Below are 14,888 nucleotides of genomic sequence, written 5' to 3'. Positions count from 1 at the left end.
CCATGGCGTCCTTTTTATCTAAACCAAAAAATGGATTAAACGTCGTAGGTAGTAGACGCAGTGTTACCGCCAGTACCAGTCCAGTTAGTATGGAAGAATTCACCGCGTTCACGATCTAGTCGCTCATAAGTGTGAGCACCAAAGTAGTCACGTTGTGCTTGAAGCAAGTTAGCCGGTAAACGCGCAGTCGTGTAACCGTCTAAGAATGACAATGCAGAAATCGTACATGGCATAGGGATACCTGCTTCTAACGATTTTGCAGCCACTTTACGCCATGCCGCTAGGCTGTTTTGTAAAATGTTCTTAAAGTATTCATCTGAGCCCAAGAATGCGATATCTGGGTTTGATTCATAAGCATCACGGATATTACCCAAGAATGCAGAACGAATAATACAACCACCACGCCACATTAACGCGACATTACCATAGTTGAGATCCCAACCATTTTCATCTGAAGCTTCACGCATCAGCATAAAGCCTTGCGCGTAAGAAATGATCTTAGACGCCAATAGGGCTTGACGAAGGGCATCAACCCACTCTTGCTTGTCACCCTCAACAGGTGTAATCGTTTTACCGAATAATTTCTCAGCTTCAACACGTTGGTCTTTTAATGCAGACAGACAACGAGAGAACACAGACTCAGAGATTAAGGTAAGTGGGATACCCAAATCAAGCGCATTGATACCCGTCCACTTACCTGTGCCTTTTTGGCCCGCTGTATCTAAGATTTTTTCGACTAATGGCTCACCATCTTCGTCTTTATAGCCTAAGATATCAGCCGTAATTTCAACCAAGTAGCTATCCAGCTCTGTTTTATTCCACTCTGAAAATACTTTTTGCATTTCATCAGAAGAAAGACCAAGACCGTCTTTCATGAACTGGTAAGCTTCAGTGATAAGCTGCATATCACCGTATTCAATACCATTGTGAACCATTTTAACAAAGTGGCCTGCACCATCGTTACCCACCCAATCACAACAAGGTTCACCAGCTTCAGTTTTCGCAGAAATACCTTGGAAAATCGGTTTAACAGCTTCCCATGCCTCTGGCGCACCACCTGGCATGATTGAAGGGCCAAAACGCGCGCCTTCTTCACCACCAGAAACACCGGTGCCAATGAAGTGAATACCTTGCTCACGGCAATGAGCAACACGGCGGTTAGTATCAGGATAGTTAGTATTACCACCATCAATGATGATATCACCTTCATCCAAAAGCGGGATGAGGTTGTCAATGAAGGTATCAACCACAGAGCCCGCACGTACCATCAGCATCACTTTGCGAGGCTTTTCTAGCTTTTCAACTAACTCTTCCAAGCTGTAAGCGCCGATGATGTTAGTGCCTTTTGCTGGGCCTTCTAAAAACTCGTCCACTTTCGCGGCGGTACGGTTATGCGCAACAACTTTGAAGCCATTGTCATTCATATTAAGGATAAGGTTTTGACCCATTACTGCTAGGCCAATTACACCGATATCACCTTTCATTTTTTGTTTCTCCATATTCTTACTGTCTAGGCAATTTTCTTTGCTGCTGCGGCATCCAGGTACCATTCTGTCAAGCCATTGACCGACTCAACATTTGCTGCTGGATAAGGTAAATCACGAGCGGGCGTTGTGTGTATTTCATACACTATCTCTTCTTTCCCTGCTCCTAACACTAAATAACTCAATCGTTTGGCTGCACGTAATACTCGAGCTGACTTAGAAACTCGCTGTTGTCCTGATTCTGGGTGTGAAGCAACGATGGCGAGTTTTTCTTCATCGTAATTCGTGTGACCAGGGAACAAAGATGCAGTATGCCCATCGCCTCCTACACCCAACAAGACCCAATCAAAGACGGGAACGCCTTGCTCACATGGGATTACTTGTTGCATTTCATCAGCAAAACGCTCAGCTTCTTGCTCAGGATTATTTTCACCCAAGATGCGATGTATGTTGTCACTAGGGATGTCTATTTTTGAAAACAATAACCCGTTTGCTTCACCGAAGTTACTTTCAGCATCCTCAGGCGCAACGCAGCGTTCGTCTCCCCACCAAAAATGAAGGTTTTGCCAATTAATTTCTTCTGCACATTCTGCAGCTAAATAAGCAAAAAGCTTCTTCGGTGTGCTACCACCAGAAAGGGAGATATGAATAGGTCGCCCCATATCGGCGAACGCTTTGAAATCTCTAGCCAAGCTTTGAACAACGTCGTCAGCACTATCAAAAATTTTATGGTTGATCATAATTCACAATAATCCGTATCGGTGAGGTTTTTACATGGGAAACGCCATTGGCGGCCATCATTCGCCAGTAATTGATCAGATTCTTTTGGCCCCCAAGTACCACAAGCGTAACCGTACAGTGCTTCAGGGTTTTCTTTGTAATCAAGAATAGGCTGAACAAATTGCCATGCCGCTTCAACAGCATCGCTGCGTGCAAACAGGGTTGCATCGCCATTTAATGCGTCTAGCAATAAGCGTTCGTAGGCGGTTAACATTTGCGTTTCTTGTAAAGAAGTATAATGAAAATCCATTTTGACTTCTTTTGCATTAAACCCAGCTCCTGGCTCTTTTAATCCAAAGCTAATTTGGATACCTTCATCAGGCTGTATACGAAGGATGAGTTTGTTTTCAGGAACATTTTGTTCTTGACCGAATACAGGGTGAGGTGTTTTCTTAAAGTGAAGTACGACTTCAGTCACACGGGTCGGTAAGCGTTTACCAGAGCGAACGTAAAATGGAACACCGTTCCAACGCCAGTTATTGATAAACATTTTCAAGCCAACATAAGTTTCAGTTCGCGACTCTTCAGCAACACCAGGCTCATTGCGATATCCGGGCAAAAACTGCCCGCGAACGTCAGATTCTGTGTATTGTCCCAGCACGAGATTTTCTTTCAAGTCTTGATCTGTCAATGGACGTAAGCATTGCAGCGCCTTGGCAACTTCATCACGCATCGCATCGGCATTGATTTGTGCTGGCGGCTCCATAGCGACCATGGCTAACACTTGCAGTAAGTGGTTTTGGAACATGTCACGTGTTGCGCCAGAACCATCGTAGTAACCTCCACGCCCTTCTACGCCGAGAAATTCCGCGCCGGTGATTTCGACATAATCAATGAAATTGCGATTCCAAAGCGGCTCAAACATCGCATTAGAAAAACGAAAGACCAATAAGTTTTGCACTGTCTCTTTACCGAGGTAATGGTCGATACGGTAAATTTGATGTTCTTGGAAGTGCTCGTGAATTTGCTTATCGAGCTTTTGTGCTGATGCGAGGTCATAACCAAATGGTTTTTCAATGATGAGACGCTTCCAACCATCGTCTTCAGTGTTTAGACCATGAGCTGCAAGACTTTCCGGAATGACACTGTAAAGGCTTGGCGGTGTTGCTAAATAAAATAAAGTATTGCGTTGTTCAAAACCGTAATCGCTAGCGACGACTTCGAGGCGATCTTTTAGTTTACTGTAATCGTCACTGTCGGCAGTGTTAATTGCTTGATAATGAAGGTGCTTACAAAATGAGTCCAATGTCTCTGGCTCAGTTTTCTCCAGCTCAAGCATCGATTTTTTTAACTTTTCGCGGTAAGCGTCATCGCTGTATTCGGTACGACTTACCCCGAGAATTGCAAATGATTTAGGCAGTTGATTATTCGCGTACAAATGATACAACGCAGGGATCAGCTTACGATATGTAAGATCACCGGAAGCACCAAAAATTACGATGCTGCTATTTTCAGGTATAACCATCATCTTTCCCTTTGAATCGAGACGCTTTTTAATACGTCTTCTTGGTTTGTTGTGTTACAAACACGAACATGGGCAAAAAACGATAAACTATCCTACCTAGATTAACTCTAGGTACAAGTCTTATCTGTAGCCAAAAATGTGTTGATTGAATCTGACTGGCATTGCCAACTATTGTCTACGACAACGTGACACACATCAAGTTTGTTTTGATATGGTGGCGAGATGATAAAATTCAATACAAACGACTGTATTAATTTCTATTGATAGCAATATTATTCGCATAAAACAAGGAGATAATGATATAGACTTGATAACAACTGGTTCTAACTCATAGCTAGAAACTTATTATTCATCACAAAAAAAGCACCTGTTTTTCGTTTGTTGTCGCAGCAAAATTCTGGGACAATTTATCTTTGACTGAGATGGTATTGATAAAATGAGCAAGCTGCCAATGGCGAAGCAACAAATTGCAACTTTATTAGAACATATAGAAGAGCACCTAGAGCAGCCATTGCAAGTTGATACACTCGCTAAGTTAAGTTGCTGGTCACGTTGGCAACTACAACGAGTGTTCTCCCTTTATACCAACAAGGGGCTAGCTCAATATGTCAGACAAAGAAAATTGAGCCATGCCGCGGTCCAACTCGTGTCAACCAAACTCCGTATTATCGATATTGCTTTCAATACTGGCTTCAACTCAGAAAACGCATTCAGTCGCGCTTTCAAACATCATTTCTCAGTTTCACCCCGAGAGTATCGGCAACGCGGTAAACTTATCGACTTGACCTACCCTTTATTGCAACGCGATAAAAATTTCCCCTCACAAAGGCTCCCTCATTTTGACGATACTTTTGTCGAAATCAAAGTGACAACTCGTGATGCTTTTGATTTACAGGGGATCCAAGTGCCAATCCAAGGCGTGTTAGCACAGCATCCGGATTTTGACGTCCAAGTCCCCCAACTTTGGAAAACTTGGCGCTCAACCTTAGGGGAAACACCGTTACCATCACACTGTATGGGCGTTATCGATGTTTCAAGTCACAGTGAAACCGGTACCCTTACTTATTGGGCCGGTTTACCATTCAACAATCAGACAGAGCGCTTATTCCCCGACTCTCATCAAAGGTTATCAATTCCCGAGCAAACTTATGTGGTTGCAGTCCACAAAGGTGAACTAAGTCAATTGCCTAATTTAGTACTTTGGTTAATTACTCATTGGCTTCCAACTTCTGGTTTCCAAGGGGTTGATGGTTATGAGCTCGAAATCTACCCTGTCACACCAGATGCAGAGAAACCTCACTACGTGGAATATTGGTTACCCATCTCCTATTGATTTAACAAAGCAAGCATATGCATACACTGAATTAATTCCTCATGTGAATGTGATAACTTAAATCCACTTCATGCCCCAAAGTGTTAACTTTTCGTTTTGATTACAACTAAAATGCGAGTGAGAAGGATTATCAATATCAATGAGGACATCATGCATCATCCGTGTTACTTCAATAAAACCACAATTGCTTGTTCAGTTGCTGCCATTTTATTCAGCCCTATTTCATTTGCAGAAACAGGCACCATAGACCCAGATACCGTCACTGTGTTTGGAAAAGCTTATCGCAACACCGCAACCAAGACGTCATTAACACCTGAAGAAACCCCGCAGGCTGTTACCACAATTTCAAGCAATGAAATAGAATCTCGAAGCGCTACCTCACTCAATCAAATTTTGCGTTATGCCCCCGGTATCACGACCGAAAATAAGGGCGGCTCTGTCACTATGTATGACAACTACACTATTCGGGGGTTTTCTTCTTATCAAAGTTTTTACGATGGCTTGGTGCTTCAGTATTTAACGGGCTGGAATTTACAACCACAAATTGATCCATTTGCCCTTGAGCAAGTCGAAATATTTAAAGGCCCAACATCGGTATTATACGGTTCCATGCCTCCGGGTGGCATGGTCAATATGATCGCTAAATCGCCACAAGATGTAGCCCATACCGAGTTTGACTTTTCAGTCGGAAATCGCAATTTGAAAAAGGTCGCTATCGATACAACCGGCCCAATTGGTGATGGTAATTTGCGCTATCGTCTGATTGCATCCGCCAAAAAAAGAGACAGTCAAATCGATTACGCAGAAGAGGAAAGGTACCTCATCGCACCGTCGTTAGATTGGCAAGTGTCAGATCAAACCTTGATTAACTTCAATGCCTACTATCAGACTGATCCAGCCATGGGAATAAACTCTTCACTACCGACCTTAGACGGTACTTCGAGTTCAACCTCCGTTGGTGATGTAAACTGGAGTCAATTTCAGCGTGATTTTGTCTTGCTTGGTTACAAGGTCAATCACGACTTCAACGACCAGTGGTCATTTTTACAAAACGTTCGTTACTTAGACGCTTCCTTAAAACAAAAGAACACTTACCACTCATGTTATACCTATTCAGGTACCTATTATTGCGGGTATGATGAATCGACAGGCACATTATCGCGTAATATTTACAGCACAGAAGAATCTTCTCATGGCCTTGTGGTCGATAATCAATTCACCGGGTTTGCCATCACTGGCCAAGTCGAGCACAACTTACTACTTGGTGTCGATTATCAAAAGCTATCTGGCAAATCAAATTACAAAGAATATTCAACCAGCGACAGTGATTTTTACACTTTTAATGTTCAGTCACCTAATAATGATTTGCTTGATACTAGTACCCTAAGCACTGTCTATGACAATACTTATGATATTTCGCTCAAACAGTTGGGCATATACCTGCAAGATCAAATGCGCTGGGATCAATGGGTATTTTTAACTGGTCTGCGCTGGGATCATTACAAGGCGTCTTCGATTGATGATGCTAGCAACTCCAGCACGGATCAACACAATATCTCTTATCGCGTTGGGGCTTTGTATGAATTCAACAATGGTGTCTCACCTTACTTAAGTTATGCCACCAGCTTTGAGCCGACAACAGGAACAGATGCCGATACCGGTGAGGCTTATAAACCTGAAACCTCAAGCCAATGGGAAACAGGCTTCAAATACCAATCTCCAAACCGTGCCTTACATGGTTCTATTGCTGTTTATCAAATTGTAAAAAAAGATGCCTTAGTGACCAACTATGAAGATTATATTGATCCAGAATTACAAGTCGGCGAAATCACCTCTCAAGGTGTTGAATTACAAATCGCTTGGCAACCGAATCAAGATTGGCACTTAAACACCAGCTATACATACAGCGATGTAGAAATTACCCAAGATAGCGCCTACGACCTAGAAGGTACAACACCGATTTACAGCCCTAAGCACAGTGCCAAACTTTGGGCCAGCTACCTAGGCTTTAAGGGGCTCAATATCGACACAGGGGTACGTTACGTGGGAAGTATGCAAAAAGACGCAACGAATACACAGGGTAAAGTGCCAAGTTACACCTTAGTTGACCTTTCTGTCGATTATGACTTGTCGGCATTAAGCCCAGAGTTTAATGGGATATCAACTCGCCTCAGTGCCAACAATCTGTTTAATAAAGAGTATTACACTTGTTATGACGAAACCAATTGCTGGTACGGGGAAGAGCGCATCTGGGAAGTTAACCTAAAGATTGAACTCTAGAACACCGAGAATCTAAAAGAGCTCAGATAAAGAAAGCATTAACACTCAGTTGTGATACCGGTCAACATCAAAGAGCCTGCATGAAACAGGCTCTTTTTACATTTAATATTTGAACCCTGCTAGACTTTTATCACAACCCTGGCGAAAAATTATCCTGCGAATAATTTTTAACCTATAATTTTGTTGCGAGAAACAAACGCTGACGTTACTTACGACCACACACAATGACAATCAAAAGTGGCAAAACTCAAAGGATAGAACCCATGAAACGTGATCCCTTAGGAATTTGTCTCAACACGCAAGTTGTTGTTAGCAACCAAAGCTCAACCTTCACCCATATCCGTGGGTATGATAAATATGCCTTGCACCAAAATCTCACCAAGGTCATGGTCACTTACCCACAAATGAATGGCAAACAATTGCTCGAAGCAATGGAAAGCCAAGATGAAATTGAGTGGCGGGCAGAGTTTTTATGTAAAGACGGACATTGCCATTAACTCGTAAAGTAAAACCACACGACATCAGGCTTACCTTACTTTTTTACCTACGCTACCTACACTAAAATACAAGGGTTGGTTTTCATTCCAGCCCTAATTTTTCTGTCATAATTTTAATGTCTTGTAAGTCCATTTTATGAACCGAAATCATTTGATTAACTTGACTCAAACGTGAAGTCGCTTGATCTTGTTTATCACAACTGTCAGAAGTTGCATCCCATGAAGTGCCGGCTAAATACAGATCACACGCTTTTTTTAACTTACTGATTTTTGTGTTGAGAGACTCTTTTTCACTCTCTAGTTTTTCGAGTTCTTGCTTAATCGTTAACTCTTTTTGAAATACTTCACGCGAACGTTCAAAGACACTGGCTTGAATTGACTTAGTTTGTTCAAGTTGTTGATTTTTCTTTTGCAGATGCCCCAATGATTGCTTTTCCGAATCAAGTTGTGAATTGAGCGTTTCGTTTTTAGTTTCAAGTGCAACGATTTTTTCTTGTAAGCTCTTTACTTTTGCTTTGTAGGCTTCATTTTGCTTATCCAATGCCGATTGCACCTTGTCCTCTAAGCTCTTATCAAGTTCGAGCTCTTTTTCATTGACTTGTGCGATTAGCTGAGAGTTTGCTTCTCTGTTTTCCTGATACTTGACTTCCAACGCTTGATAAGTTTCCTGCCAGTGTTTCGTTGTCACCAAAGCACCTAAAGCGCCTCCCGTACTCGCCCCCAACAACAACGCCGCAATGATATACATAATGTTTTTTTTATCTCTTTGCTGGATTACGACGACATTCTCTTTGTCTTCATCATCATGAACCATGACTGGCAACCTCATAAATCAATGTATTAATTCGACCACTAAAACGGATGTAACATAGACGATAAACGAAGCCAGAACAGCAAAAACCAAGTAGGTCTGTAACTTTATATTGAGCCGATTGCGAATCAATAAATAAAGAATGGTCAAAATAATCACAATAAAAACAATTCTAACCATTTGGTTTCCTTTTTGTTGCTCTTAATCATCAAGGTACTGATACTAAACATAACTCTCAATGAGTCAAACAGTATCAAGGCAAAGTTAATTGTTTACCTTAATTATAGCTCACTTTTTCTAAGGCGTATTTTCACCATGGTTTATTGAACTTAATCATCACATTTGCGTGACACAGTGACACTTTTGCACTAGTATAGCCGCCACCAAAAATCACGTCAGATTTTTGTTCCGTTGAAAATTGCAGGAGAGTGGTATTTACCTAAATATCGAATGATGACAAGTAATACCTACCGAAGAAGTAAATCTTTCAGGTTCTTTATTCTAAGAATAAAGTGAGGACTGCAATTGGAGGAATCTCTGGAGAGAGCCGTTTAATCGGACGCCGAAGGAGCAAGTTTTCTCAAGAAAATGAAACTCTCAGGCAAAAGGACAGAGGAGTGGAAGTACAGACACAATATCATTTACTGTTTAGGTAAAGATCATCTCGATCTCTTCCCTCTTCTCCTTATTATTTCGTTGTTTTTAAGGGGAATCTTATGCAATTTCTACAAACTTTACTCACGACAATTGACCAATGGGTATGGGGCCCACCACTGCTTATCTTGCTGGTTGGAACTGGTGCCTACTTTAGTTTTCGTCTTGGTTTCTTGCAATTTAGGCATTTACCTACTGCAATACGCCTACTCTTCACCCCCAATAAAAACCAGCAAGCTGGGGATGTATCTAGTTTTTCTGCATTGTGTACTGCTCTATCAGCCACTATTGGTACTGGTAACATTGTCGGGGTTGCCACTGCCATTAAATTAGGCGGACCTGGTGCATTGTTTTGGATGTGGTTAGCCGCTTTGTTTGGCATGGCGACGAAATACGCTGAATGCTTATTAGCGGTAAAATATCGCCAAGTTGATCAAAACGGTCAAATGGTTGGTGGTCCAATGTATTACTTACGAGATGGAGTGGGTTCAAAATGGTTAGCTACTTTATTTGCAACGTTCGCCCTTGGTGTGGCCTGCTTTGGCATTGGTACTTTCCCTCAAGTCAACGCGATTCTAGATGCCAGCGAGATTTCTTTTGGCATTTCTAGGGAAATTTCTGCCGTTACCTTAACTGTCATTGTGGCGATGGTGACGTTAGGAGGAATACAGTCTATTGCCAAAGTGGCCAGTAAAGTCGTGCCGACAATGGCCTTGGTTTATGTCTTGGCGTGTTTCAGTGTACTTTTCCTTAACAGCGATAAGATTTTCTCTGCAATTGAATTGGTTTTTGTTTCAGCATTTACCCCTTCCGCGGCTACGGGGGGCTTTTTAGGGGCTAGTATCATGTTGGCGATACAATCGGGCATCGCGCGCGGGGTATTTTCGAATGAATCTGGCCTAGGTAGTGCACCGATGGCAGCCGCAGCAGCAAAAACGGACTCTTGTGTTAAACAGGGCCTGATTTCCATGACAGGTACCTTTATCGATACTATCGTCATTTGTACCATGACTGGGTTAACCTTAATTTTAACTGGTGCGTGGCAAAGTGATTTCGCGGGTGCTGCCATGACGACGCACGCTTTTGCTCTCGGTTTGGATGCCGCTGTTTATGGCCCTCTATTGGTCTCTGTTGGCTTAATGTTCTTTGCTTTTACCACGATTTTAGGTTGGAACTATTACGGTGAACGTTGCGTTGTCTTTTTATTTGGAACGCGTGCCGTCATGCCATACAAAGTTATCTTCTTGTGTTTGGTGGCCTCAGGTGCTTTTTTACACTTAGATCTCATTTGGGTCATCGCTGATATTGTTAACGGGCTAATGGCAGTACCAAACCTGATAGGCTTAATCGCTTTAAGGCAAGTGGTTATCCATGAAACAAAGATGTACTTTGACCGATGTGTACCCCAAAAGACAAAAACTTCACACAGCGCCTAGAGAAGTGTCAATAAAGAACTGTCAAAAGCGCCAATTTGGCGCTTTTTTATTCAAATCTGATATATTTTTATTTTTTGCCATTTTTGTGGAATAAAATTCTACTCTAATCCATTTCACCTCTTTACCTCTCTTTATTTTTATTGTGTAATCGAACGCTTGCTCTGACAAACAAAGCATAAAAAGAGCATTTGTTTGCATAAATTCACATTACTTACGAATAAATAACTTGGTTAAATATCATTAAATCGTGAGTACATCGACGTAATACATTGGTAAAAGAAAAGGAAAATGACTCATGGATCAACACCAAAAGAGTGGCCTACTCGGCCTGTGGTCTCGATTGGCGCTATGGAAGAAAATCATTATTGGTATGATACTCGGGGTCGTGGTCGGCTCAATCATGGGCAAAGAGGCTCTACTGTTAAAACCATTAGGTACCCTTTTTATTAACGCGATTAAAATGCTGATTGTCCCATTGGTATTTTGCTCGTTAATCGTTGGTATCACCTCAATGAAAGATACGCAAAAAATGGGACGAATTGGGGTTAAAGCCATCTTTTTGTATTTGCTCACTACGGCTGTTGCCATTGCAATCGGACTTGGGATTTCAGCCATTGTACAGCCAGGTTCTGGGTTAAATATGTCGGTAACCCAACCAGTAACATCGGCACAAGAAGCCCCCTCTTTGATACAAACCTTAATTAACATTATCCCTAAAAACCCAGTGGAAGCTTTGGCTGCTGGAAATATACTTCAAATTATCTTTTTCGCAGTTGGGTTGGGTGTGTCACTGGTCATGATTGGCGAGAAAAGTGAGCCTGCGGTGAAAGTCTTTAACAGCCTTGCTGAAGCGATGTACAAGCTAACCGAAATTGTTATGAAGCTAGCCCCGTATGGTATCTTTGGCCTTATGGCTTGGGTTTCAGGGACTTATGGCGCTGATGTCCTTTTACCTTTAATCAAAGTGGTTGCCGCAGTCTATGTGGGAGCCTTACTTCACGTTGCGGTATTTTATACTGGCGTTTTAAGTTTAATCGGTCGATTAAATCCCATTAAATACCTTAAAGGCATCACAAACCCAGCAGCCGTTGCCTTTACCACTTCAAGTAGTTCTGGCACTTTACCGGCAAGCATTAAAGCGGCACGTGAAGAGCTCGGAGTATCCAAAGGCGTTTCTGGTTTTGTTTTACCCTTAGGCACAACCATCAATATGGATGGTACTGCTCTTTATCAAGGTGTTTGTGCCCTTTTTATCGCACAAGCTTTTGGTATTGATTTGACGACGAGTGATTACATCACCATTATTTTGACAGCAACATTAGCTTCTGTAGGAACCGCTGGAGTACCAGGCGCTGGACTAATCATGTTGTCGCTGGTGTTAAGTACCGTTGGGTTACCGATGGAAGGTCTAGCGATCGTGGCAGGTATCGATCGTATCTTAGATATGGCGCGTACCACTATCAATGTATGCGGTGATATTATGGTCGCCGTATTAATTGGTAAAAGCGAAGATGAACTTGATGAGAAAATTTACAACGCTTGATGACGTAAGAATGTCACTGAATCGATGGTAACCGGTATGCATTGAACAATCTTTTACGAAGCTATCGCAGATCCCATTAACGAGGAAAATGATATTCGATATTTCTACCTTTATGCTCACCGCCTTGGTGAGCATAATTTTGTCTTAGTAGGTTAAACTTGTGGTTTTTCGAGCATTAATTTAACCCCTAATACCACCAAGACCAAACTGGTTGTCCCTTCCATCCAACGCATAAAAACCGGGCTTGAGAGCAATGATTTTGCTTTGCTAAGCACGCTTGCCAGTCCACATTGCCAAACCATGGCAATCAAAAAGTGAATACCGGCCATGGTTAAAGATTGCAACAGCGCAGAGCCTTTAGGATCGACAAACTGTGGCAAAAAAGCCAAGTAAAATACCGCGGTTTTCGGGTTGAGAACATTGGACAAGAAACCTTCACGTAAAGACTTTACGCGGTTTTCTGAAACAAGCCCGTAACTTTTGAGGTTAAGAGATGTTTGAGGGCTTAATAGTGCTCTAAAGCCACTAATACCAAGATAAATCAGATATAAAGCCCCAGCCATCTTAACCCACTGAAATAACTGTGCTGATTGAGAAAGAATTGTTGCAATGCCAACCGCGGAAAAGGTCGCGTGAACAAATAGACCCAGACAAATCCCTAAGCTTGTCATACACCCTCCAGTAAGGCCTGAACGAGAGGTATTACGAATCACGAGCGCAGTATCTAAACCTGGTGTTAATGTGAGTATCGTGATCGCAATTAAAAATGATTCCAAATTGACAATGCTCATCATATATCCCTATTGTTGTAAATCATGACGATAAATTAACGCGGTTTAACGCGATTAACCAGTACAATTTTTTGTTTTCTCAAAGGGTAGTAATACCGCAGGCTAAGATAAATTATAAGGATTAACCATGTCTTCATATCAGGCTTTAGAAAAACACTTTGATACTATTCATCAGTACCAACATATGGCGGCAATTTTAGGTTGGGATCAGGCAACGATGATGGCAAGCGGCGGGCAAGAATCACGAGCTCAAGCCATGGCACAGCTGTCCGTTCATATTCATCAATTATATACTGCCCCACAATTAACGGATTGGATAGAAGCCGCAAAAGAACAACCTTTAACAGATCATCAATTTGCCAACTTAAGAGAAATAGAACGACAAGTTTTACAACACAGTGTATTACCGGAAAAGTTGGTTAAGGCCAAATCTCTAGCAGGTGCGAAATGTGAGCATGCTTGGCGTCAACAACGGCCGCGAAATGACTGGCCTGGATTTGAAAAAAATTGGGCCCAAGTCGTCAGTTTATCTCAAGAAGAAGCGCAGATTCGATCTCAACATCACCAGCTAACACCTTATGAGGCAATGCTTGATCTTTATGAGCCCGGTATGAGCGAACAAAAGCTCGATAAAATTTTTGGACAAACATTAACTTGGCTTCCAAACTTAATCGATCAAGTTATTGAAACACAACCATCTGTTAGCCCTCCAAGTGGGCAATATGGCACTCACCAGCAAAAAGGACTTGGTCTTGAGATCATGAAGTTGATGCAATTTGATTTTGAACGTGGTCGGCTTGACGAAAGTGTTCATCCTTTTTGCGGTGGCGTCCCTAGTGACACTCGTATTACCACCCGATACACGAACAATGATTTTGCCCAATCGCTAATGGGCATTATTCACGAAACTGGGCACGCGCGTTACGAACAAAATTTACCAAAAGATTGGTCAGCCCAACCGGCAGGCCAAGCTCGCTCTATGGGAATTCACGAATCTCAATCCTTATTTTTCGAAATGCAACTCGGTAGACATCCCCTCTTTTTGCAACACGTATCTCAGCATGCAAAACGATTCTTTGATGGCCCAGAATTCGAACCACACGCTTTAGCTGCTTTGTACAACAAAGTGGAGAAAAGCTTGATTAGAGTCGATGCTGATGAATTGACCTACCCTTGCCATGTTATTTTGCGCTACGAAATAGAGCGAGATTTGATCAACGGCAAACTATCACATCGCGATGTTCCAGAAATTTGGAATAGTAAAATGCAAACCTACTTGGGTTTATCCACCCTGGGTAAAGATAACAATGGTTGTATGCAAGACATTCATTGGACAGATGGAAGCTTCGGGTATTTCCCAAGTTACACACTAGGGGCAATGTATGCCGCGCAATTTATGGCTTCTATGAAAGAAACTATCGACGTTGATAGTGCGATTCAAACCGGTGACCTTTCACCCATTTTCAATTGGTTAAATAATAATATTTGGAGCAAAGGAAGCTTGTTAACAACCGATGACCTCGTTAAACAAGCAACAGATATGACACTGGATCCTATACATTTCCAAAATCACCTACGCAATCGCTATCTAGGGAAGTGTTAGAACAGTAACTTTACTGACAAAAGAATAGTGACGATAGGCAGATTGCCAAACAATCGGGTAACTGCTTTTTCTGATTAAAGCAACGGGCGTCAATACACACAAATTATTGGCTCAGTAACACCTGAGCCAATCGCAGTGATTTTAAAAAGAAATTTATTAACGACAATCTGTATCGGTCCCATTTAGCATCGTTTATTACTACGTTTTCTGA

Annotated in this window: 12 protein-coding genes and 1 riboswitch; of the genes, 6 read left to right on the top strand and 6 right to left on the bottom strand. The window is 42.0% G+C overall.

What is annotated here, in order from left to right:
• Positions 1 to 35: 35 nt before the first annotated feature.
• The 3 genes from gnd to zwf are packed head-to-tail and all read right to left on the bottom strand — an operon-like array spanning position 36 to position 3,729.
• Positions 36 to 1,484 carry a decarboxylating NADP(+)-dependent phosphogluconate dehydrogenase gene (gnd, locus tag AB0763_RS06425; RefSeq protein ID WP_306101565.1) on the bottom strand — a complete coding sequence of 483 codons (1,449 nt, stop codon included), beginning with the start codon at positions 1,482 to 1,484 and terminating at the stop codon, positions 36 to 38.
• Between the two features lie 26 nt (positions 1,485 to 1,510).
• A complete protein-coding gene (gene pgl / locus AB0763_RS06420) occupies positions 1,511 to 2,224 on the bottom strand; it encodes a 6-phosphogluconolactonase (RefSeq protein WP_306101566.1) in 714 nt (237 codons plus the stop codon).
• Positions 2,221 to 3,729, bottom strand: coding sequence for a glucose-6-phosphate dehydrogenase (gene zwf, locus AB0763_RS06415; protein WP_306101751.1), 1,509 nt, complete (start codon positions 3,727 to 3,729; stop codon positions 2,221 to 2,223). The genes pgl and zwf overlap by 4 nt, the downstream gene beginning before the upstream one ends.
• A 436-nt stretch (positions 3,730 to 4,165) precedes the next feature.
• On the opposite strand from zwf, the gene AB0763_RS06410 reads away from it, so the two are divergent.
• From AB0763_RS06410 to AB0763_RS06400, 3 genes are all read left to right on the top strand, one after another.
• Positions 4,166 to 5,062 (top strand): AraC family transcriptional regulator, encoded by an 897-nt coding sequence (locus AB0763_RS06410; protein ID WP_306101567.1) that lies wholly within the window; start codon positions 4,166 to 4,168, stop codon positions 5,060 to 5,062.
• Positions 5,063 to 5,212: 150 nt separating this feature from the next.
• A complete protein-coding gene (locus AB0763_RS06405) occupies positions 5,213 to 7,342 on the top strand; it encodes a TonB-dependent siderophore receptor (RefSeq protein ID WP_306101568.1) in 2,130 nt (709 codons plus the stop codon).
• A 263-nt stretch (positions 7,343 to 7,605) separates the two neighbouring features.
• Positions 7,606 to 7,839, top strand: a complete 234-nt coding sequence (locus tag AB0763_RS06400) for a hypothetical protein (RefSeq protein WP_306101569.1) — start codon at positions 7,606 to 7,608, stop codon at positions 7,837 to 7,839.
• An 82-nt stretch (positions 7,840 to 7,921) separates the two neighbouring features.
• On the opposite strand, the gene AB0763_RS06395 is transcribed toward AB0763_RS06400, so the two are convergent.
• Positions 7,922 to 8,527 (bottom strand): chromosome partitioning protein ParA, encoded by a 606-nt coding sequence (locus tag AB0763_RS06395; RefSeq protein WP_306101570.1) that lies wholly within the window; start codon positions 8,525 to 8,527, stop codon positions 7,922 to 7,924.
• A gap of 650 nt (positions 8,528 to 9,177) precedes the next feature.
• Positions 9,178 to 9,273, top strand: a riboswitch (glycine riboswitch).
• A 93-nt stretch (positions 9,274 to 9,366) separates the two neighbouring features.
• Here AB0763_RS06395 and AB0763_RS06390 point away from each other — a divergent pair.
• Positions 9,367 to 10,740 (top strand): sodium:alanine symporter family protein, encoded by a 1,374-nt coding sequence (locus AB0763_RS06390; protein ID WP_306101571.1) that lies wholly within the window; start codon positions 9,367 to 9,369, stop codon positions 10,738 to 10,740.
• A gap of 21 nt (positions 10,741 to 10,761) precedes the next feature.
• On the opposite strand, the gene AB0763_RS06385 is transcribed toward AB0763_RS06390, so the two are convergent.
• On the bottom strand, positions 10,762 to 10,938 hold the full coding sequence (locus AB0763_RS06385) for a hypothetical protein (protein WP_306101572.1): 177 nt from the start codon (positions 10,936 to 10,938) through the stop codon (positions 10,762 to 10,764).
• A gap of 97 nt (positions 10,939 to 11,035) precedes the next feature.
• Between AB0763_RS06385 and AB0763_RS06380 the strand changes: the two genes are divergently transcribed.
• Positions 11,036 to 12,283 (top strand): dicarboxylate/amino acid:cation symporter, encoded by a 1,248-nt coding sequence (locus AB0763_RS06380; protein ID WP_306101573.1) that lies wholly within the window; start codon positions 11,036 to 11,038, stop codon positions 12,281 to 12,283.
• Positions 12,284 to 12,435: 152 nt separating this feature from the next.
• Here the strand turns inward: AB0763_RS06380 and AB0763_RS06375 are convergent, their stop codons facing one another.
• Positions 12,436 to 13,074 (bottom strand): LysE family translocator, encoded by a 639-nt coding sequence (locus tag AB0763_RS06375; RefSeq protein WP_306101574.1) that lies wholly within the window; start codon positions 13,072 to 13,074, stop codon positions 12,436 to 12,438.
• A 127-nt stretch (positions 13,075 to 13,201) separates the two neighbouring features.
• On the opposite strand from AB0763_RS06375, the gene AB0763_RS06370 reads away from it, so the two are divergent.
• The gene (locus AB0763_RS06370; protein ID WP_306101575.1) at positions 13,202 to 14,677 is read left to right on the top strand and encodes a carboxypeptidase M32; all 1,476 of its coding nucleotides are present in this window, start codon (positions 13,202 to 13,204) and stop codon (positions 14,675 to 14,677) included.
• Positions 14,678 to 14,888: the final 211 nt, after the last annotated feature.

This window comes from Vibrio sp. HB236076 (assembly GCF_040957575.1).
Taxonomy (GTDB): Bacteria; Pseudomonadota; Gammaproteobacteria; order Enterobacterales; family Vibrionaceae; genus Vibrio.
This window is presented reverse-complemented; position numbering and strand designations above follow the sequence as displayed.